This window comes from Hydrogenophaga sp., assembly GCF_025699295.1.
Taxonomy (GTDB): Bacteria; Pseudomonadota; Gammaproteobacteria; order Burkholderiales; family Burkholderiaceae_C; genus Hydrogenophaga.
Genome location: NZ_JAILWB010000022.1, coordinates 62,012 through 82,276, shown reverse-complemented (window position 1 = coordinate 82,276; position 20,265 = coordinate 62,012). Strand labels below are relative to the sequence as shown.

The 20,265-nt window shown below is 67.8% G+C and carries 21 protein-coding genes; 9 read left to right on the top strand and 12 right to left on the bottom strand.

Annotated features, from left to right (window positions below; genetic code table 11):
- Positions 1–51: 51 nt before the first annotated feature.
- The 4 genes from K5880_RS20130 to K5880_RS20115 all read right to left on the bottom strand — a co-directional run bounded on the left by K5880_RS20130 (position 52) and on the right by K5880_RS20115 (position 4,195).
- Positions 52–786, bottom strand: coding sequence for a general secretion pathway protein GspB (locus K5880_RS20130; RefSeq protein WP_297656671.1), 735 nt, complete (start codon positions 784–786; stop codon positions 52–54).
- A gap of 14 nt (positions 787–800) precedes the next feature.
- A complete protein-coding gene (locus tag K5880_RS20125) occupies positions 801–2,540 on the bottom strand; it encodes an AAA family ATPase (RefSeq protein WP_297656668.1) in 1,740 nt (579 codons plus the stop codon).
- A 77-nt stretch (positions 2,541–2,617) separates the two neighbouring features.
- The gene (locus tag K5880_RS20120) at positions 2,618–3,178 is read right to left on the bottom strand and encodes a polymer-forming cytoskeletal protein (RefSeq protein WP_297656665.1); all 561 of its coding nucleotides are present in this window, start codon (positions 3,176–3,178) and stop codon (positions 2,618–2,620) included.
- Between the two features lie 102 nt (positions 3,179–3,280).
- The gene (locus K5880_RS20115; protein WP_297656662.1) at positions 3,281–4,195 is read right to left on the bottom strand and encodes a crotonase/enoyl-CoA hydratase family protein; all 915 of its coding nucleotides are present in this window, start codon (positions 4,193–4,195) and stop codon (positions 3,281–3,283) included.
- 144 nt (positions 4,196–4,339) lie between these two features.
- Here K5880_RS20115 and K5880_RS20110 point away from each other — a divergent pair, with 144 nt between their 5' ends.
- From K5880_RS20110 to K5880_RS20090, 5 genes are all read left to right on the top strand, one after another.
- Entirely contained in the window at positions 4,340–5,908 is a 1,569-nt protein-coding gene (locus K5880_RS20110; RefSeq protein ID WP_297656659.1) for an FAD-dependent monooxygenase, read from the top strand.
- Positions 5,905–6,102 (top strand): hypothetical protein, encoded by a 198-nt coding sequence (locus K5880_RS20105; protein WP_297656656.1) that lies wholly within the window; start codon positions 5,905–5,907, stop codon positions 6,100–6,102. Before K5880_RS20110 ends, K5880_RS20105 begins: the two co-directional genes overlap by 4 nt.
- Complete coding sequence (locus K5880_RS20100; RefSeq protein WP_297656653.1) at positions 6,092–6,547, top strand: MarR family winged helix-turn-helix transcriptional regulator; 456 nt, start codon at positions 6,092–6,094, stop codon at positions 6,545–6,547. The genes K5880_RS20105 and K5880_RS20100 overlap by 11 nt, the downstream gene beginning before the upstream one ends.
- A gap of 24 nt (positions 6,548–6,571) precedes the next feature.
- Positions 6,572–7,150: a GAF domain-containing protein gene (locus K5880_RS20095; protein WP_297656650.1), complete on the top strand. Its 579-nt coding sequence runs from the start codon at positions 6,572–6,574 to the stop codon at positions 7,148–7,150.
- A gap of 103 nt (positions 7,151–7,253) precedes the next feature.
- Positions 7,254–9,674 (top strand): YgiQ family radical SAM protein, encoded by a 2,421-nt coding sequence (locus K5880_RS20090; RefSeq protein ID WP_297656647.1) that lies wholly within the window; start codon positions 7,254–7,256, stop codon positions 9,672–9,674.
- Between the two features lie 110 nt (positions 9,675–9,784).
- On the opposite strand, the gene K5880_RS20085 is transcribed toward K5880_RS20090, so the two are convergent.
- The gene (locus K5880_RS20085) at positions 9,785–10,459 is read right to left on the bottom strand and encodes a cold shock and DUF1294 domain-containing protein (RefSeq protein ID WP_297656644.1); all 675 of its coding nucleotides are present in this window, start codon (positions 10,457–10,459) and stop codon (positions 9,785–9,787) included.
- Here K5880_RS20085 and K5880_RS20080 point away from each other — a divergent pair.
- Positions 10,458–10,766, top strand: a complete 309-nt coding sequence (locus K5880_RS20080) for a hypothetical protein (RefSeq protein ID WP_297656641.1) — start codon at positions 10,458–10,460, stop codon at positions 10,764–10,766. The genes K5880_RS20085 and K5880_RS20080 overlap by 2 nt on opposite strands.
- 59 nt (positions 10,767–10,825) lie before the next feature.
- Entirely contained in the window at positions 10,826–11,143 is a 318-nt protein-coding gene (locus tag K5880_RS20075) for an ATPase with chaperone activity (protein ID WP_297656638.1), read from the top strand.
- Between the two features lie 5 nt (positions 11,144–11,148).
- On the opposite strand, the gene K5880_RS20070 is transcribed toward K5880_RS20075, so the two are convergent.
- The 7 genes from K5880_RS20070 to K5880_RS20040 form a co-directional block, all read right to left on the bottom strand.
- On the bottom strand, positions 11,149–12,330 hold the full coding sequence (locus K5880_RS20070) for an MFS transporter (RefSeq protein ID WP_297656636.1): 1,182 nt from the start codon (positions 12,328–12,330) through the stop codon (positions 11,149–11,151).
- An 8-nt stretch (positions 12,331–12,338) separates the two neighbouring features.
- Positions 12,339–12,893 (bottom strand): NUDIX hydrolase, encoded by a 555-nt coding sequence (locus K5880_RS20065; RefSeq protein ID WP_297656633.1) that lies wholly within the window; start codon positions 12,891–12,893, stop codon positions 12,339–12,341.
- Between the two features lie 88 nt (positions 12,894–12,981).
- Positions 12,982–14,028, bottom strand: coding sequence for a TRAP transporter substrate-binding protein (locus K5880_RS20060; RefSeq protein WP_297656630.1), 1,047 nt, complete (start codon positions 14,026–14,028; stop codon positions 12,982–12,984).
- Between the two features lie 106 nt (positions 14,029–14,134).
- Positions 14,135–14,839 carry a fumarylacetoacetate hydrolase family protein gene (locus K5880_RS20055; protein ID WP_297656627.1) on the bottom strand — a complete coding sequence of 235 codons (705 nt, stop codon included), beginning with the start codon at positions 14,837–14,839 and terminating at the stop codon, positions 14,135–14,137.
- A gap of 80 nt (positions 14,840–14,919) precedes the next feature.
- Positions 14,920–15,243, bottom strand: a complete 324-nt coding sequence (locus K5880_RS20050) for a 2Fe-2S iron-sulfur cluster-binding protein (protein ID WP_297656624.1) — start codon at positions 15,241–15,243, stop codon at positions 14,920–14,922.
- A gap of 22 nt (positions 15,244–15,265) precedes the next feature.
- A complete protein-coding gene (locus K5880_RS20045; RefSeq protein WP_297656622.1) occupies positions 15,266–16,744 on the bottom strand; it encodes a glutamine synthetase family protein in 1,479 nt (492 codons plus the stop codon).
- Entirely contained in the window at positions 16,741–18,123 is a 1,383-nt protein-coding gene (locus tag K5880_RS20040) for a Rieske 2Fe-2S domain-containing protein (RefSeq protein WP_297656619.1), read from the bottom strand. Before K5880_RS20040 ends, K5880_RS20045 begins: the two co-directional genes overlap by 4 nt.
- Positions 18,124–18,199: 76 nt before the next feature.
- Between K5880_RS20040 and K5880_RS20035 the strand changes: the two genes are divergently transcribed.
- Positions 18,200–18,919 (top strand): GntR family transcriptional regulator, encoded by a 720-nt coding sequence (locus K5880_RS20035; protein ID WP_297656616.1) that lies wholly within the window; start codon positions 18,200–18,202, stop codon positions 18,917–18,919.
- A gap of 145 nt (positions 18,920–19,064) precedes the next feature.
- Complete coding sequence (locus tag K5880_RS20030; protein ID WP_297656676.1) at positions 19,065–20,168, top strand: alkene reductase; 1,104 nt, start codon at positions 19,065–19,067, stop codon at positions 20,166–20,168.
- Positions 20,169–20,265 lie beyond the last annotated feature (97 nt).

Genomic DNA, 20,265 nt, shown 5'->3' with positions numbered 1-20,265 from the left:
CATGGCATTTTTGATCCGCAACGCATCTTGGAAAAATAGTGTGAACAGGCCCTAGTAGCCGATCGAGTAGCGCAGGCCCTGGTGGTTGAGGACCGCGCTGCGCTGGCCGATGGTTTCCAGTTTGAGGCCGGGCGCGATGTCCTGGCCCTCCTGCAGCACCTTGCCATTGACGATCAGCATGCGCAGGGCGGGGTTGGTTGAATAGGTTGAGCCGCTCACGTTGACCGGGGGCAGGCGAGCTCGCGCTTCGGGCGAGAGTTCGGCGAAAGTCCGCACGGGGCTTGTCGCTGTGTCGGCGGCGGTCGCCGTGGTCGCGGGGGCCGCGGCCGGTGCTGGCGTGGCAGGAGCCGGTGCTGGCGTGGCAGGAGCCACTGCGGCGGGGACGGGCGCGGTGTCGGTGGGCGCGGGCCTGGCTGGCTCGGGCCGGGGCGGTTCAGGCCGGGGGGGCGCAAGAATCGGCTGCACCGCCGCCTCGGGCGCCGCAGCCACCGGGCCGGCCTCGTTCATAGGCGCGGGGGGCACCGGCGGCGCAGCGGGCGCGGGCGATTCCGGGGCAGCGACAGGGGGCGCAGGCAGATCCTGCGGCGTCTGATCAGACCACCACCACACGCCGATGGCCATGAGCGCGGCCACTGCCAGCGCCACACCGTGCCAGGGCCGCCAGCGGCGTGGGGGCCTGGACTTGCCGCGGCCCGCCGGCGGCACGATCTGGCTTCGCAGGCCGGGCACATGGCCACGTTCGCGCTCGGCGTCGGCTCGTTGAAGGGCGTCGAGGATGTAGGACATCGGCGTCTGGGCCTTCAGGATCCGGGCGCGGAAAGCCTGGGCTCGTCCACGCCGCTGGCCAGGTTCACCTGCATGAAGGTGATGGGGCCGGCAATGCCCGCCGCGTCGATGCCCTGGGAACGCTGAAACGCCTGAACGCGCGCCGTGAGGCCGCTGGTCGACGGGGGCACCTTGCCGGCGGCCTGCAGGCCCGCGATGCGTTCACCGAGCCAGTCTGCCGCCGGGCCGGTGCGCCCGTCCACCAGGCGGCTGGTCTGACCCGGCGGGGTGCGCCAGAGGGTGGCGAAGTCGCCGCGCCACATGTCGGCCAGGTCGGTGAGCGGCATGCGCCAGCGCAGGTCGCCGGCCTGCAGCGTGGCGGTGTCGCCGGAGAGGGCTGTCACCAGCGCGCGCCCGGAGCCGCGCGCCTGTCGCAGTGTGACGATGCCGGGTCGGTCGAGCTGGCGCAGGCCGTTGAGGGTCATGCGGTCGGTGCGATAGCACTGCAGTTGCTCCCGCTGCGCCACCGCGCAGGGCTCGCCGCCGGGGTCGAGTGTCAGGCCCCAGATCGGTGCAAGTTCGCGCCAGGCCTGGTCTTCGTTCCCGAGCAGGGCCGAAACCTCGGGTGGGCCGGGTAGCAGTTCGGGCGCGGCAGTGGATGCGGGCACCGCCGCTGCCGTGTCCGCGGGCGCGGGCGCGGGAGCCGCAGATTCTGCCGCTGGCGCCGTTGCGCTGGCCGGGGCAGTCGCCGGGGGTGGGGCGGCGGCGGCCAGCGCGTCGTTCTGCGAGGTTGCGGCGCCCGGTCGCGCGCTGACGTCCTGGTTCCAGAGCCAGAACAGCACGCCCGCCACCAGCGCACCCACCACAAGACCCACTCCCAAGGTGCCCAGCGACAAAGTCCATGCCAGGGCGGGTGCGGTTGTCTGCCGTGGCCGCGACTTTGCCACGGGCGCGTCGGCTTCGAACACCTCGCCCGCGGCCTTTTCCACCACCGCGCGCTCCACGCGCGCCTGGTTGGTGGCATAGGCTCCGAGCAGGGCACGGTCGCAGAGCAGGTTGATGCGACGGGGCACACCGCGCGCGATTTCGTGGATGCGCTGAATGGCCTGGTTCGAGAACGGCAAGGGGCCGCGCAGGCCGGCCACCTGCATGCGGTGCTGGATGTACTGCCGGGTCTCGCTCTCGTTGAGGGCGCCCAGGTGGAAGCGCGCGATCACGCGTTGCGCCAGCTGTTCGAGTTCGGGCCGCGCCAGCACCGTGCGCAGCTCGGGCTGGCCGATCAGGATGATCTGCAGCAGCTTGCGTTCGCTGGTTTCCAGGTTGGTGAGCAGGCGCAGCTGTTCGAGCACGTGCGGCGTGAGGTTCTGCGCTTCGTCGATGATGAGCACGTTGCGCTCGCCCTCGGCGTGGCTGCGCAGCAGGTACTCGTTGAATGGATCAAGGTAGTCCTTGATCGTGGCCGGGCCAATGCCTTCGTGCCGGACTTCAACGTGAAACTCGCGGCAGATGGTCTTGAGCAGGTCACCGACCGTGAGCTTGGGATTGAAGATGTAGGCGACCCGGCAGCGCTCGGGGATCTGCTCCAGGAAGCAGCGGCAGATGGTGGTTTTTCCGGCGCCGATCTCACCGCTGAGCAGCACGAAGCCGCCACCGCCGCGAATGCCGTAGAGAAGGTGCGCCAGCGCCTCCCGATGGCGCTCGCTCATGAAGAGGTAGCGCGGGTCGGGTGCGATGGAGAACGGGTCCTGCTTCAACCCGAAGAAATCGGCGTACATGCCCCCGAGCATAACGGGGCCGCCGGGGGCGGGCAACGGCGCCCGGCCAGTGCGAGCCGGGCGCGCCCAGCCAGCGATCAGGCCGCCAGGGCCATGGTGCGCTGGGTCGGGTACTTCGCGCTCGCCGAAGCCGAGCACTGGATTTCACCCGAGAGCTGGCCGCCTTCCTCGATCACCACCTTGCCGTAGTTGATCTTGCCCGTGACCTTGCCGGTGGCGTAGATCACGAGCTTCTGGCGCACCGTGAGGTTGCCGTCGAACACGCCGCGGATCTCGGCGATGTCGATCTCGGCCGAACCCTTGAACTCGCCCTGTTGCGCGATCTGGATCACGCGCGAGTCCATGGTGGCCTCCACCAGGCCTTCGACCACCAGGGTGTCGCAGTCGGTGATCTCGACGCCCTTGAGCTTGATGTTGGGACCGACAGTGAGCTTGCTGCCGCCCTCGGGCGCAGCGCTCGTGGCCTTGGCCGGGGAGGACGTTTCCAGGTCAGCGGGAGCGCTCGACGTCACGGGGCTCGGTGCCTGGGCCTGCGAGGCTGCCGCGCTGCTCGCGGGCTGTCCGTAGCGGGGCGTGGCCATGCCGGAATTCAGGGTCTTGGGTTGTTCGGTCTCGCGTTTGCCAAAGTGCAGTGCCATGCCATCTCCTTCAAAAAGTGAAGCGGTCATGCTAAGCGCCATGCACCTTACATTCCTGGTCGTTCCGTAAGAGGGGTAACGAGATGAACCGTACATGCGGTTTCATTTTTTTGGTGCCGATCTCTTGCGCAATTCCATTTCATGGACCAGTGCGCGGGCTTCATCCGCTTCAGGAATCGGTCGGCCGCTATCACGCCATTGCACGGCGTCCTTGAAGCCCGCCTCCTGCGCGTGCCGCCGGAACCACAGGCCTTCGGGGTTGTGGCGCGTGATGCCGTCGAACAGTGTGGCCATTTGCTGCGTCTGTTCCAGCCCCATGGTCAACAGGACCTGGTTGACTACCATCTTGTGCATTGCCAGGTGCGAACGCGGCACGCCCGCGATGCGTTCGGCCAGTTGCATCGTTGCCGCATCGAGCCGATCCGCCGGCACGGCTTCGTTGGCCAGGCCCCAGGCTGCGGCGGTGCGGCCGTCGATCACGTTGCCGGTGAACATCATCTGCTTGGCGCGAGCGGCACCGAGGCGGTAGGTCCACATGGCCGTGGTCGGGCAGCCCCATACGCGCGTGGGCATGTAGCCGATGCGGGCATCCTCGGCCATGACCAGCAGGTCACAGCACAGGGCGATGTCGCTGCCGCCGGCCACCGCCGCGCCGTGCACTTTCGCGATCGTGGGCTTGGGGCTGCGCCACAGCGACATGAAGTCCTCGGTGTTGCGCTTCATGAAGGCGTAGTCGTCCATCGGGTCCCAGGGGTGGCGTTCCTGCTGGCAGGGGTGGTCGATCTCGCCCTCGCCGAACAGTGAGAGGTCGTAGCCACCGCAAAAGCCCTTGCCCGCGCCTTCGACCACGATCACGTGCACCTCGTCGTCTGCGTTGGCCCAGTCCACGGCCGCGCGGATCTCGCGCGGCATCTGGTCGTTGATGGCGTTGAGCCGTTCCGGGCGGTTGAGCAGCAGGCGGGCTACGCGCGGCTGTGCCGAGTCCTTGTCGATGCGCAGCGTCGTGAAGTCGGGCATGGATGTCTCCTCGAATGGGGCTTTCATCATAGGGAGCGCGTGCCCGTTCGCGAGTTGCGTGGGCGACAGGAAATCGCGATTACCCAAATGATTGCGCCCGCAACCAAATTGGGGTAAAGTTGCGCTCGCAACCGAATGGACGCCATGAACTCCCCACTGCCTTCAACCATCCCTGTCCTGATCGCTGGCGGCGGCCCCGTGGGACTCACGCTCTCGGCGCTGCTGTCTCGACAGGGCATCCACAACCTCGTGATCGAAGCCGACGACAGCTATTGCAGCGGCAGCCGCGCGATCTGCATCTCGCGCCGATCGCAGGAGATCCTGGGCTGGGTCGGCGCCGACGCGCCACTGGTGGCCAAGGGGCTGAGCTGGGTGGGCGGACGCAGCCACTGGCGCGACACCGAGGTGCTGCATTTCGAGATGCCCAGCGAACCCACGCAGCGCTTCGCCCCCATGGTCAACATCCAGCAGTTCTACGTCGAGGAGTTCGCGCACCGCGCCGCGCAGGCGGCTGGCAACGCAACGGGCGTGCACTGGGGCAGCCGCGTGGTGGCCGTGCATCCGCAGGCCGATGGCGTGCGGGTGGACGTGCAGACGCCCGAGGGGGAACAGGTGGTGCAGGCGGACTTTGTCGTGGCCTGCGACGGTGGGCGCAGCACGGTGCGCGAACAGCTGGGCCTGCAGCTCGAAGGCACGCAGTACGACGGCAAATACGTGATCGTCGACATCGTGCAGAAGACGCGCCGCGCGGTGGAGCGTCTGGCCTGGTTCGACCCGCCCTCCAACCCGGGCTCCACCATCCTGATGCACCGCCAGCCCGACGACGTGTGGCGCATCGACTACCAGATCCGCGACGACGAGGACCCGGTGGAAGCGGTCAAGCCCGAGAACGTGCTTCCGCGCGTGCAGAGCCACCTGGCCATGATCGGTGAGAACGAGCCCTGGGAGCCGCTGTGGATATCGATCTACAACGCCAAGTGCCTGACCTTGCCGAGCTATCGCCATGGGCGCGTGCTGTTCGCCGGCGACGCCGCCCACCTGGTCCCGATCTTCGGCGTGCGCGGCCTCAACTCGGGCCTGGACGACGCGGGCAACCTGGCCTGGAAGCTCGCGCGCGTGCTGCGGGGCGAGTCGTCCGAGGCGCTGCTTGATTCGTATTCCACCGAGCGCGTGCACGCCACGCGCGAGAACATCGCCTATGGCGCAAAAAGCACCGAGTTCATGGCGCCACCGGACTTCGCCTACCGCCTGATGCGCGAGGCCACGCTGCGACTGGCGGTGAGCGATGCGCAGGTGCGTTCCCTGATCAACCCGCGCCAGTCCTCACCGATCACCTACACCGGATCACCGCTCAATGCGGCGCAGGACGATCGCTGGACGAGCGACAAGGCCGCGCCCGGCGCGCCGGCGCCCGAGGCCCTGCTGCAGGGCGTTCGGGGTACGTTCCACCTCAGCAGCCACTTCGGGCAGGGGTTCGTGTGCCTGGCCTTTGGCGGCGTCGGACCCGATCTCGCCGACGTCGGCGTGGCGACGCTCGACATCGCGCACGGCATCGATGCGCTGGGCCAGGCCTGGCAGCGGTATGGCCTGCGAGGGCCGGACGAGCCCGCGCTGGTGCTGGTGCGGCCCGATGGCTACGTGATGGGCCGCTGGCACGGCCTTGACCCCCTGCCGCCGCGCGCGGCGCTGAATGACACGGGAGTGTGCGCATGACCGATACCGATCTGGACCAGAGCTACAGCGCCGTGTGCGAGGCGCTGTCACAGGTGGGCGAGGCGCAGGCCCCGCTGTTCCTGTCGATGCTGTGCCTCTCGCTCATGAGCCGATTCGAGCGTGCCGATCAGGTACTGCCTCTGATCGCCAACGCGCGGGCGCGGTGCGAGGCGGAGATGGTGGATGGACGCTGAAACCACGCCACTGCAGGACTTCCTCACCTACCGCCTGCACAAGCTCAACAAGCTCACCGACCGCCGCAGCAGTGACACCTACGCCGCCGAACTCGGGCTGGGCGTGGGCGAGGCGCGCTGCCTGGCGGCCATTGGCCAGTTCGCGCCCTTGTCCGTCAACGATCTCGCGGCGCGTGCCAACCTCGACAAGGCGCAGGCCAGCCGCGCCGCGCAGATGCTGGTGGACCGTGGCCTGGTGCGCAAGTCGGCCAGCGAAGCCGACGCGCGCGCGGTGGTGCTCACGCTCACGCGCATCGGCAAGCCGTTGTGGAAGCGCGTGATGCGGCTGATCGCGCAGCGCAACGCCGACATATTTGGTTGCCTGTCCGCGCACGAACAGCGACAGCTGGAAACATTTTTTGACCGTCTCATTGCCCATTCCCTCGGCTCGGATGTCGGTGATTGATCCGCTTCGGTTTATAAAAACCCCATGAATCCCCTGAACGACCTCGGCTACAAGGCCGACGACCTGGTGGTCCAGGTCACCGAATTGCTCGTGGCCACGTCCGACGCTTCCGACGATCTTGTCGACAAATCCGTCTCCGACGTACTGCGCTTGCTGCGCGAGCGCATGAAGATGGACGTGGTGTTCGTCTCCGAGTTCACCGAAGGCCAGCGCGTGTTCCGTCATGTGTCCCAGGCACCGGATTCGCCCGTGATCAGCCAGGGAGACGCGGAACCGCTGGAGCGCTCGTGGTGCCAGCGCGTGGTCGATGGCCGCCTGCCCCGATTCATCGCGGACGCCGCGGCCCATCCGGCGTCCGCGCAACTGCTCGAGGGCCTGCCCTTTCCCATCGGCACGCACATCAGCGCACCCATCGTGCTGGAGAACGGCGACATCTACGGCACGCTGTGCTGCTTCAGCTTTCACCCGCAGAACCAGCCCAACATTGAGGACCTGAAGAACCTCGAGTTCACTGCCCGACTCGCGGCCCAGAAACTCGATCAGCGGCGCGTGGTGCGCAAGGCGCCCGAGGCGGTTCCCGACTGGCAGCTCAAGCCCAAGTGAGGGCGCAGGGCTGGCGAGTAGCCCTGAAAGCCCCTGAAAAGAGGGTGGCCCCGTAAAATCATGGGTTTTCCACCCACCCGCGCTCCGGGTCTGTGCCAGCCCCATGAACGCCCCCATCGACGTCTCCTTCTTCGCGCGTGCCGCCAAGCCGATCACCAGCTACCGCCCGTATTGGGCCAGGCGGTTCGGGGTGGCGCCGTTCCTGCCGATGAGCCGCGCGGAGATGGAGCAGCTTGGCTGGGACAGCTGCGACATTGTCCTCGTGACGGGTGACGCCTATGTGGACCACCCCAGCTTCGGCATGGCGGTGGTCGGGCGCGTGCTGGAGGCCCAGGGTTTTCGCGTCGGCATCATCGCCCAGCCCGACTGGACCAGCGCCGAGGCCTTCAAGGCCCTGGGCAAACCCAACCTGTTCTGGGGCGTGACCGCCGGGAACATGGATTCCATGATCAACCGCTACACGGCGGACCGCAAGATCCGCAGCGACGACGCCTACACCCCGGGCGACGTAGGCGGCAAGCGGCCCGACCGTGCGGCCATTGTCTACAGCCAGCGCTGCCGCGAGGCCTTCAAGGACGTGCCCATCGTGCTTGGCGGCATCGAAGGCAGCCTGCGCCGTATCGCCCACTACGACTACTGGAGCGACAAGGTGCGCCGCAGCGTCGTGGTCGACAGCAAGTGCGACCTGCTGCTGTACGGCAATGCCGAGCGTGCGCTGGTCGAGGTGGCGCACCGCATTGCGGCGCGCGAGCCGATTGAACAAATCACCGACGTGCGCGGTACCGCCTTCGTGCGCCGTCCGGGCGACCCCACCGCCGAAGGCTGGATCGAGATCGATTCGAGCGAGGTGGACCTGCCGGGCCGGGTGGAAGACCACATCAACCCCTACCTGACGACGAGCGAGCAGGCGCAGGCCCAGGGGACGACTTGTTCGAAGGACGACGCCGCTTCGACCCGAGGCACCGCCGTTCGCCCTGAGCCTGTCCAAGGGCTCACCAACGCGCAGGCCGGGGCTTCGACAGGCTCAGCCCGAACGGGCATGGGCGCATCCATCCAGCCGTTGAAGTTTCTGCCCAACCCCGCACTGCAAGGCAAAGGCAAGCTCAAGGTGCCACCGCGCGACCGCTCCGTGATCCGCCTGCCCAGCTACGAGCAGGTTCGCGGCGACGCCGTGCTCTACGCTCACGCCAACCGCGTGCTGCACGTCGAGGCCAACCCGGGCAATGCGCGCGCCCTGGTGCAGGCGCACGGCGAAGGCGCGACTGCGCGCGACGTGTGGATCAACCCGCCACCGATTCCGCTGACCACGGCCGAGATGGACCACGTGTTCGATCTGCCGTACGCGCGCAGCCCGCACCCGGCGTATGCGGACGAACACGGCAGACACGACGGCGCGACAAAGATCCCCGCCTGGGAAATGATCCGCTTCAGCGTGAACATCATGCGCGGGTGCTTCGGCGGCTGCACCTTCTGCTCGATCACCGAGCACGAGGGCCGCATCATCCAGAGCCGCTCGGAAGAATCCATCATCAAGGAAGTGGAAGACATCCGCGACAAGGTGGAAGGCTTCACCGGCGTGGTGTCTGATCTCGGTGGCCCCACCGCCAACATGTACCGCCTGGGCTGCAGGACGCCCGAGATCGAGGCCGCCTGCCGCAAGCCGAGCTGCGTCTACCCTGGTATCTGCTCCAACCTGACCACCGATCACGGTCCGCTGATCAAGATCTACAAGCGCGCGCGCGAACTGCGCGGCATCAAGAAGGTGCTGATCGGCTCGGGCCTGCGCTACGACCTGGCCATCCAGAGCCCGGAGTACGTGAAGGAGCTGGTGCAACACCATGTGGGCGGCTACCTCAAGATTGCGCCCGAGCACACCGAAGGCGGGCCGCTCTCCAAGATGATGAAGCCCGGTATCGGCAGCTACGACCGGTTCAAGCAGCTGTTCGAGAAGTTCAGCGAAGAAGCCGGCAAGAAGCAGTACCTCATCCCGTATTTCATCGCGGCCCACCCCGGCACCAGCGACGAGGACATGATGAACCTCGCGGTGTGGCTCAAGAAGAACGGCTTTCGCGCCGACCAGGTGCAGACCTTCTACCCCAGCCCCATGGCCACGGCCACGGCGATGTACCACACGAGCCTGAATCCGCTCAAGGGCATCCACCGCGACGAGCGCGGCGAACGCGTGGACATCGTGCGCGGCGACAAGCGCCGCCGTCTGCACAAGGCCTTTCTGCGCTACCACGATCCGAACAACTGGCCGCTGCTGCGCGAGGCGCTCAAGACCCTGGGCCGCGCCGACCTGATCGGCAACGGAAAGCACCACCTCATTCCCACCTTTCAGCCGATGACGGATGGCAGCTACCAGAGCGCGCGCCGCAAGAACAGCACGCCGGTGGGCAAGGCAGCGGCCGCGCCACCGGGCAAGGGTCGCCTGCTCACGCAGCACACCGGCCTGCCGCCGCGCGTGACCGGCGCCGGGCGGCCCGGTTCGCCGGTGGGTACCGGCAAGCGCAAGCCGCGCTGAAATTCAGACGCCGGAGCGGAGGGTTTTCGCCGGAATGCCGCGGAACTGGCTTTGCCAGGCCGCAGGCATTGTCCCCTTGAGGGGGTGACGCCCAAGGCGGCGCGGGGGCGTTATCGAATACTTGGCCATGCGATCCAGGCCAGCAGGGCCAGCATGTTGACCGCCACCGTGCCCCAGTAGATCAGCCGGAACGGCTGCTTGCTCGTCTTGTGGCGCAGGATCTGCTGCGCGAACCAGGCGCCCGGCCAGCCGCCGGCCACCGCCAGCGCATGCAGCCAGTCCTCGGGCGTGCGCACGGTTTCGTTGATGGCGGCGTCCTTGTCGCGCCAGTACATATAGAACGTCGCCAGGTTGACCAGCACCACGGCGGTCAGGATGACCCAGGGGAAACGCCCCATGCCGATGCCGACCAGCCACAGCAACAGCCAGAAGGCGATCAGGCCCAGGCCGATCCACAGCGGCCGTTCCTCGCGCCGTTTCTGCCATTGCGAGCGCGTGCGCGCCGCAGGCTGGCTGCATGGCAGCAGCTCGGCTGCAGCGGGTGGCGGTGGTGGCGCGGGTGGTTCCGGGATGATCGCATTGCGCGCGGGCTCCACGGAGAGTGCGCGCGGCCCCTTGCCGCCGACATGAATGTCCTCGAACATAACCTGCAGCCCTTCTGCGGGCTTGCCGGGGCCGCTGAAATCGCGCTGATGGAAGAAGACGTCGGCGGTGATCTGCGGGCAGCGGATGAAGCCGAAGGCCTTCTCTGCTTCCCAGCGCACCACAGTGCCCTGTTTTTTCATGGTCTCGTGTGAAAAGCTGCGGGTGGAAAGTCCGCTCGGTTGCCATGGTATCTCGGTGGCGGGCCAGATCGAGTACTGGGCCACGCTGGGCCGCATTGCCGAAGAAACCGGCCTGACGGTACAGGAAGCGCGCGAGGCCATCGCCCGCTACGACGCCGTCGCTCGCCACGCGGAATCGGTGGAACCGGTGGATGCCATCGAAGCCCGCTTCCTGGCCGCCGAGTCCAGCGGCCGACTGGCCCAGGCGGTGCGCCAGACCGTGCACGACGACCGGGGCAAGGCGCCGGCGGTCCGCGGCGCCGTGTGACCCGGCCGGCTTTCTTCTCCTGGCCGACCGATGCGGTGGGCATGTGACGACAATGCCCCATGTCCGATGAATACCAGATCGAAATTCCCCCGTCTTTTCTTGCGTTGTACCTTGCGCCGGGACGCCAGAAGCCGAGCCTGCCGCGCGATGAGCTGGCCGCGCGTTACGAGCTGTGCGAGGACATGGCGCAGATGCTGACCGAGACCGCGCGCCAGATGGAATTCGGCCTGGGCATCACCGAGACCGACGTGCTCTCGCGCTGCCTGCAGGGCCTGCGGGTGGAGCCGGCGGTGGTGAGCGAGGCCGAGTCGGTCTGGGTGGTGTGGCGCCTGGCCGAGCTGCTGGGCTGGCCAGCACCGGACGCCACGCCCCTGTAGAGGCGCTACCGGCGAGGGCCGGTGCGCAGCCACAGCAGACAGGCCAGTGCGCTCAGGCCCAGCGCGCTCGATATCCAGAGCGCATTGGCACCCCAGCGCTCGATGCAGGCGCCGAACATCAGCGGGGCGAAGGCCTGCGCCACGCGCGAGGGCGCCATGATCAGGCCCTGCCGCTGGCCGTAGCCGTGCGGTCCGAAGTACACCAGCGGCAGCGTGCCTTTGGCAATCGTCAGGATGCCGTTGCCCGCACCGTGGAGCACCGCAAACACCGGCCCGGCGACCGGGCCCAGCAGCATCCAGCAGGCGACGCCCAGGGGATGGCCCAGCGTGGCTGCGCGCGCGGCCAGCAAGGGATGAAGGCGCCGCAGGAAGCCGAATTCCAGCAGCCGCCCGGCCACCTGGGCCGGCCCGACCAGCGCCCCGATGGCGACCGCGCCCGCCAGCGTCGCGCCGCTGGCCACCAGCAGTTGCGGCAGGTGCGAGGCCATGGCGGTGGAGACGAACCAGGTCGAGGCAAACACGTAGGCCAGCACCCAGGCCGTGTAGGGCGGCGGCGTTGGCGTGGACTCGCCGCTGGCGGATGACGGCTCGGCCTGCGCGAGCCGCGACGGTGCCACGGCCGCGCCAGCGCGCGGAATGCTCGCATTGAGCGGCAGACCCAGCAGCAGGTGCAGGCCGGCCCAGCCCAGGCAGGCGCCGCGCCAGCCGAAATCCGCTTCCAGCCAGGCACTCAGGGGCCAGCTCACCGTGCTGGCGAAGCCCGCAATGAGCGTGATGCCGGTGATGGAGGCGCGCGCACCCGTCCCTTGCAGGCGCACCAGCGTGGCGAAAGCGGCCTCATACAGGCCACCGCCCATGGCCACGCCGATGAGCAGCCACGCCAGGGCCAGGCCGATGGTGCCCTGGGCCAGGGAGAGGGCGGCGAGCCCCGCGGCGAGCAGCAGACTGGTGCCCACGAGCACGGGCCGCCCGCCCCAGCGGTCGATGGCGCGGCCCGCGAACGGCCCCAGGGCCGCCGAGAGCAGCATCGCGGCGCTGAAAGCCGCCCAAACGTGGAACTCCGGCACGCCCATGCCCTGCGCCATGGGTTTGGCGAGCATCGCGGGCAGGTAGTAGGTGGAGCCCCAGGCCAGGGTTTGTGCCGCACCCAGGCGCAGCACGAGGGGCCAGGTGCGCGCGGTGGTCATGCGCGGGTTCAGGCGATGTCGAAGGCGTGGAAGCCGAAGTGGCCGGCACGCCGGTCCGCGAAGTAGCGTTCCAGCGTTTCCTTGACTGTGCGAAACGCGATCTCGTCCCAGGGGATCTGGTCTTCGGTGAAGAGGCGAGCCTCGATGGTCTCGTGGCCGGGACTGAAATGCTCGCTGAGCAGGCGCGCGCGGTAGTAGATGTGCAGTTGACCCACCCGGGCCACATTCATCAGCGTGAAGATCTCGCCGATCTCGTACTTCGCGCCGGCTTCTTCGTCGGTCTCGCGGGCCGCGCCCTCGGCGGTGGTTTCACCGAGTTCCATGAAGCCGGCCGGCAGCGTCCACTTGCCCCAGCGCGGTTCGATATTGCGCTTGCACAGCAGCACGTACTGGCCCTGGTCACCCCACACCGGCACCGTGCCGACCACGGTGAGCGGGTTGTCGTAGTGCACCGTGTGGCAGGCGGGGCAGACGGCTCGGATGCGGGTGTCGCCGTCATCGGGCAGACGCAGTTCGACGGCGGTGCCGCAGTTGCGGCAGTGTTTGGCGGGAGGGCGCAGCATCGCGGAAGTTTAGCGGGCGCATGCGGCACAAAAAAAATACCGGGCCAGGGCCCGGTATTCAGCGAGGGAGCGTGGTGGCTCGCCTGGTTCAGGCCTTCTTGCCGTGCTTGGCGATCAGCGCCTTGGCGGTGTCCAGCAGTTCCTGGCCTTTGAAGCCGCGCTTGTCCATGTCCTGCACCCACTCGATCTCCACCAGACGTGCCTTGCGCTTGAACTCCTGCGCCTCGGCGGCCGGAATGGTGTAGATGCTGTTGCCCTGCTTGACGGCCTGCTCGCGGCCCGGGCCGTCGCCAGCCTGCTGCGTCTTGCCGAGCCAGCCGGAAGTGGCCAGGCCGGAGTTCTTGTCGATGACGGCCTTGAGGTCGGGCGCCAGGGACGCGTACTTGTTGCGGTTCATGGCCATCACGAAGGTGGTGGTGTACAGCGCGCCACCGGCGGGGTCGAACTCGCTGTGGAACTTGGTGAGTTCGTGCACCTTCACGGAAGGCACCACTTCCCAGGGAATCACGCAGCCATCGATCACGCCCTTGGAGAGCGCGTCCGGAATCTGCGGCAGCGGCATGCCCACGGGCGTGGCGCCCAGGTAGCCGAGCATTTTGGTGATCTGGCGGGTCGGGCCGCGCACCTTGGAGCCGCGCAGGTCCTCGGCGGTCTTGATCTGCTTGCCGCGCATGTGGAACATGCCCGGGCCGTGCACCTGCAGCGCGATCGGCTGCACTTCCTTGAACTCGTCCGCCGCCATGGTCTGCACGTACTCCCAGTACGCCTTGGAGGTGGCTTCGGCGTTGTTCATCATGAACGGCAGCTCGAACACCTCGATGCGCGGGAAGCGGCCCGGGGTGTTGCCCGGCAGCGTCCACACCACATCGACCACGCCGTCGCGCACCTGGTCGTACAGTTGCACCGGGGAGCCGCCGAGCTGCATCGCGGGATAGGCTTCGAACTTGATGCGCCCGCCCGAGTCCTTCTCGACCCGGTCCATCCACGCCTTGTGCATGTTGATCCAGACGTTGGACTGCGGCGACATGAAGGTGTGGAACTTGAGCGTGACGCTTTGCTGGGCAAAGCCCGCGAGAGCGGGCGCACCGAGGGCCACGGCGGCGCCGGACTGGAGCAGGGTTCTGCGTTGGATCATGTGGAGGTTCTCCTGGGGTCGATGAAAAAAGTGGGCAAGAGCTTACGACAGTACATCGCTGTGCTGTCAGGGGTCTTACCCTCGGATGGGCAATCGCTCGGGCATGTCAGACCACGCGCACCGAAATGGGCGTGAGGCCGTCCACGCCGCCCTGCATGAGATCACCGCGCACCACCGCGTTCACGCCTTCGGGGGTGCCGGTATAGATCAGGTCACCCGCATGCAGTTCCCATGCCTGCGACAGGTGCTCGATGGTCTCGTTCACGTTCCAGATCAGCTTGGCCACGGTGCTGCGCTGGCGGTCCACGCCATTGACCTGCAGCCAGATCGGTGCTTCGTTGATCGCGCCGGCTTGTGCGGCCAGGGTGATGGGTCCGATCGGCGCCGACTGGTCGAAGGCCTTGCCAATGCACCAGGGGCGACCCTGCTTCTTCATGTCGTTCTGCAGGTCGCGGCGCGTCATGTCCAGGCCCACGGCATAACCGTAGATGTGCTTCGCGGCATCGGCCGCCCGGATGTTCCTGCCACCGGTTCCGATCGCCACCACGAGTTCGATTTCGTGGTGAAGGTTGCCCGTGAGGCTGGGGTAGGGGATGGTGGCGGCCTGGCCGGTATCGGCGACGACGATGGCATCGGCCGGCTTGAGGAAGAAGAAGGGCGGCTCGCGGCCGGTGAAGCCCATTTCCTTCGCATGTTCTTCGTAGTTGCGGCCCACGCAGTAGATGCGGTGAACGGGAAAGCGCTCGGCGAGGCCCAGCACCGGCACGCTCACGGTGGCCGGTGGTGCAAAGGCGAAACGGGTGTCGGGCATGGCGGGTCGATCAGGTGATGGCAGGCGAAGCGCCCAGTGTGCCATGGGCGCTGCGCGCGTCTGCGTGGCGGGCTTGCATGTTAGTACTGCGATGCAGGCAACTGCACCACCATGCCATCGAGTTGCGGAGTCAGTTGCACCTGGCAGCTCAGACGGCTGCGCGGCGTCACCGGGCTGGCGGCGAAGTCGAGCATGTCGGTCTCGTCGGCGCTCGGCGACGGCAGCAACTCGGCCCACGGCGGGTCGATCATCACATGGCAGGTGGCGCAGGTCAGGCTGCCGCCACAGTCGCCCTCGATGCCTTTGACGTTCCCGTCCACGGCGGCTTTCATGAGGCTGTGGCCGGGCTCGGCCTGGATGTCGTGCACCGACTGGTCGGTGCTGATGAAACGGATCGAGATCATGGCGACGAAGGGCAATGGGTGCTCAGGTTCTGGCGAAATACTCGCGACGTTCGAAATCGGTCTTGTCCTCGGCCTGTGCGTGGCGGTCGATCTCGCTTTGCTTGATGCGGCAGAAGTAGCGCACGAAGTCCTCACCCAGCGACTGGCACAGCGCGCCGTCTGCGCGCAGCGCATCCAGCCCTTCACTGAGCGAGGTGGGCAGCTTCTCGTTGCCGTCGGCGTAGGGCGATTCGCTGGCCGGTGGTGGCAGCGTGGCGTGCGCCAGGCCGTCAAGCCCTGCATGGATCTGGGCGGCCATGTAAAGGTAGGGATTGGCGGCGGGTTCGCCCACGCGGTTCTCGATGCGCGTGGCGCCGTCCCCGGCCGCACCCACCACGCGCAACATGGCGCCGCGGTTGTCCTGGCCCCACAGCACAGCCTGCGGCGCCAGCGCGTTCGGTCGGAAGCGCGCAAACCCATTGATGGTGGGCGTGCACAGCACGGTCATGCCGCGCGCATGTGCCAGCAGGCCCGCGAGCCAGTGCGCACCCGCGTCCGACAGGGTGTGCGTGGCGTCGGCGAGCGTGGTGCCCGGCGCCGGTGCCTCGCGCATGCAGGCGTTGCGGCCGGTCTTCAGATCCACCAGCGACTGGTGCAGGTGCCATCCGCTGGACATGATGTTCGGGAACGGCGGGCGGCACATGAAGGTGGCGTGATAACCCGCGCGGTGCAGCGCCTGGCGCACGCCGTTGCGGAACAGCACCATCTGGTCGGCGGCGGTGAGTGCGTCGGTCGCGTCGAACACCGCTTCCACCTGGCTCGGGCCGAGTTCGATTTCGAGCGACTGCAGTGGCAGCCCGAGTGCCTGCGCGGTGCGCTGCACGATGCGCAGTGGCGCGTCGGCCAGATCCATCATGGCCTCGGCCTGCAGGTTGTAGCCGGGATGGATCATCTCCACCATGGGTGGCAGGCCGGGCCAGGTCGCAAGCTCCGGGTCGAGCTGCGGCCGGGTGTCCGTGATGCGGTAGATGTGGAGTTCGACCTCGAGCCCGGTCTTGAGGCCATGGCCTGCCTGCGCCAGCCGCGCCAGTGCTGTCTGCAGTACGCGCCGCGTGTCCAGCGGCACGGGCGTGCCGTCGGCAAACCAGGGCTGGCAGCGCAGCCAGCCGGTGCGCTCCTGCCAGGGCAGCACCACAAAGCTGTCCGGCTCGGGCAGCAGCATGAGGTTGGCCGCACCGGCAAAGGCGGGCAGCTCGGCCGCGCCACCGGGTTCGAACACCTTCCAGGCCGTGCGGTCAGCGGTGTCCTTGAGCATCAGCGTGCCGACCATGCCCACCCCATCGCGCAGCGCGCGCACCGCCGCGCGGGCGGTAAGTGTCTTGCCGCGCAGCATGCCGTGCGCGTCGCACCAGCCGAAGCGCACCAGCTCGATGCCGCTGGATTCGATCAGCCGCGCCACGCGCTCGCACGCGGCCTCGCGTTCGGCGGTGTGGATGCCGCAGCGCTGGGCGAACGGCGTCATTTCGCGCCCGCCGTTTCGGCGACGGGTGCGTTGGAGGTGTTCCAGGGCGCGCCTTCGCGCTTGTTGCGCACGGCGTCCTGCCACCAGTTTTCCCAGCCCTGGGCGGGGGCAATGCCGTCGACGGTGTCGGGCCCGGCAATGCTGGCGTGCAACGCGGGGTCGGCAATGCCGGGCGGCGTGCCGCCTTGCTCCACGGTGTCGATCGCCTGCGCCAGCATGCGCCGGTGGGTCACGATCACCTTGTCGGTCGTGCCCAGGTGTTCGCGCGTGCGGTCCTGGATCGCGCCCATGCTCTCGCAGGCCCACTGGTCGTGCACGTTGATGTCGTCCTCGCCCATGCCCAGGTAGGTGCGGGTCTGCTGTTCCTCGGCGTTGAAGCCCCAGTTGTTGTGGCGACCGGATTTGGGGATGTAGTCGGGCAACGTCACTGCCTGCAGGCGTGGTGTGCGCATGGCGTCCTTGTCGACCGGCCCGGTGAAGCTGGTGAAGAAGGCGTACCAGTAGTTGTGCGTGTCGTCCACCGGCACGTGCATCTGCGTGATGGTCATGGTCTCCGACAGCGGGATCACGAAAGTCTGCGGGAACACGGCGTTGGTCACGCGCACATGGGTGAGTTCGTCCGTCATGGGCCGCAGCGCGGTGAGCTGCAGGCCGTAGGGCTTGTTCTCGAACGAGATGACGGGTTGGCCGAACTCGCGCATCACGCGCGTCATCGGCCAGCGCTCGCCGCCCACGTCGCCGGCGCTGGCGCCGCGGAACTGCTTGCCGTAACTGTCCTCCAGCGAGCCGTCGTTGAAGAACCGGTGCAGGTAGGATGCATGCGCCGGGTCGATGCCCACTTCGAGCGACTGCAGCCAGTTGCAGTTCCACAGGCCCTTGAAGGCGAAGGTGTGGCTCTCGGGCGCGCTGAAGCAATCCAGCTCGGGGAAGGGCGGCGGTGTCTGGTCTTCGGGGCCGAACCAGCCGAACAGCACACCGCTGCGCTCCACCAGCGGGTAGCTGCGTTGTTTGATGCGCGTGCACATCCTGCTGCCGGCAGGCTCGGCAGGGGTTTCGATGCACTGACCGGTGGTGTCGAATTTCCATCCGTGGAACGGGCAACGCAGGCCGTCGCCTTCGTTGCGACCGAAGGCGAGGTCCGCGCCCCGGTGCGGGCAGTCGCGGTCGAGCAGGCCGAACGTGCCCTGTGCGTCGCGAAACAGCACGAAGTTCTGGCCCAGCACGCGCACCGCCTTCACCGGGCGAACGGCCATCTGCGGGTCCAGCGCGGGGTTGAATTCGTCCAGCAGGGCCACAGGCTGCCAGTAGCGGCGCAGCAGTTCGCCGCCGGGTGTGCCCGGCCCGACCTGGGTGAGGCGTTGGTTGAGTTCGGCTTTCATGGAATCTCCGGAATCAGGATGCAGGTGAGGTGGCAAATGGTATCCCGTTTTTCAGTTTCCGTGTACAGTTTGTGCCATGAACCTGCAAGACACCGTTTTGATGCAACTGCGCGACCTGATCCTGAGCGGGCAGTTCGAGCCCGGGCAACGCCTGGCCGAACAGCAACTCGCCGAGCGCCTGGGTGCCTCGCGCACGCCGGTGCGCGCCGCGCTGGTGACGCTGGAGCAGGAGGGACTGGTGGAGGCCAACGAGACCGGCAAGTACCTGGTGCGCCAGTTCACCGCGCAGGAAGTGACCGACGCGATCGCGGTGCGCGGGCACCTGGAAGGCATGGCCGCGCGACTGGTGGCCGAGCACGGTGTCTCGCGCCAGCTGCAGGGCCATCTGCAGGCTGTGCTGGAGGAGGGCGACCGCCTGCTGGCCGACAACCCGCTGACTATCGAGAGCTATGCCGCCTACGCGCTGATGAACGACCGCTTCCACGCGCTCATCCTCGAGGCCAGCGGCAACCGCGCCCTGCAGCGCGCGGTGGAACTCAACGACAAGCTGCCTTTCGCGCCCGCTTCGGCCATGCTGCCGATGCAGGGCACGGTGGCGCTGGACCGCGACTGGATGCTGTACGCGCACCGCCAGCACCACATGCTGTTCGACGCGCTGCGGCGCGGTGAAGGCGCCCGAGCGCAGGCGCTGGCGGTAGAGCACACCGAAGTGGCGCAGATGAACATGCGCCTGGCGCTGGAGCGGCGCGCCGAGTCCGAGCGGGTGATGCCGGTCATCCGCCTTGTGGTGGGCTGAACGCGGGTCGCCCAGCACAACACGGGGCCTGCTGCGCGAGGCCCGTGAACGTCCTTGCGATGGCGGGGACTTTTTCCGGTCACAGAGGGCTGGGGTGGACCGGCTGCGCACAATGGCCTGCTCCGTCCACCTCTTCACGCCCGACATGACGCGCCTGTTCGACCCCTTCACCGCTGGCGATATCGCGCTGGCCAACCGCATCGTCATGGCGCCGCTGACGCGCAACCGCGCACCCAACGCTGTGCCCACGGCGCTGATGGCGACCTACTACGGCCAGCGTGCCAGCGCCGGCCTGCTGATCACCGAGGCCACAGCCATCAGCCACCAGGGCCAGGGTTATGCCGACGTGCCCGGCCTGTATGCGCCGGAGCAAATCGCCGGCTGGCAGCGCGTGACCGCCGCGGTGCACGCGGCGGGTGGCAGGATCGTCACCCAGCTCTGGCACGTGGGGCGCGTCTCGCACACCGAGCTGCAACCCGGCGGTGGCGCGCCGGTTGCGCCTTCGGCCATCCGCGCCAAGACCAAGACCGTGCTCATCAAGGACGGCGTGCCTACCTTCGTGGAAACCTCCGAGCCGCGCGCGCTCGACATCGACGAACTTCCCGGCATCGTCGACGACTACCGCCGGGCCGCGCTCGCGGCCATCGAAGCGGGCTTTGACGGCGTGGAAATCCACGCGGCGAATGGTTACCTGATCGACCAGTTCCTCAAGACCGGCAGCAACCGTCGCACCGACGCTTATGGTGGATCCATCGAGAACCGCGCGCGCCTGCTGCTCGAGGTCGTGCGCGCCGTCACGGATGCGATCGGCGGTGGGCGCGCCGGCATCCGCCTCTCGCCGGTGACGCCGGCCAACGACGTGATCGACGCCGACCCGCAGCCGCTGTTCACTCATGTGCTGCGCGAACTCGCGCCGCTGGATCTGGCCTACGTGCACGTCATCGAAGGCGCCACCGGCGGCCCGCGCGAGGTACCCGATCGCCCCTTCGACTACGCGGCCCTGCGCGCGGCCTACCGCGCCGCTGGTGGTGAAGGCGCCTGGATGGTCAACAACGGCTACGACCTCTCACTGGCGCAGGACGCCCTGGCCGAAGGCGCCGATCTCGTGGCCTTCGGCAAGACCTACATCGCCAACCCCGATCTGGTGGAGCGACTGAAGCAGGGTGGCCCCTACAACCCGCCCGACCGCACCACCTTCTATGGCGGTGGCGAGAAGGGCTATACCGATTACCCTGCGCTGAGCGCCTGAGGGCATCCACGGCGCGGGCAGGGCCGCGCCGCGCGGGCGTTTGTGCCCGGCGGTGCATCGGCCTAAACTGGCTCCTCCCGGTCCCTTGCGGAGGTGC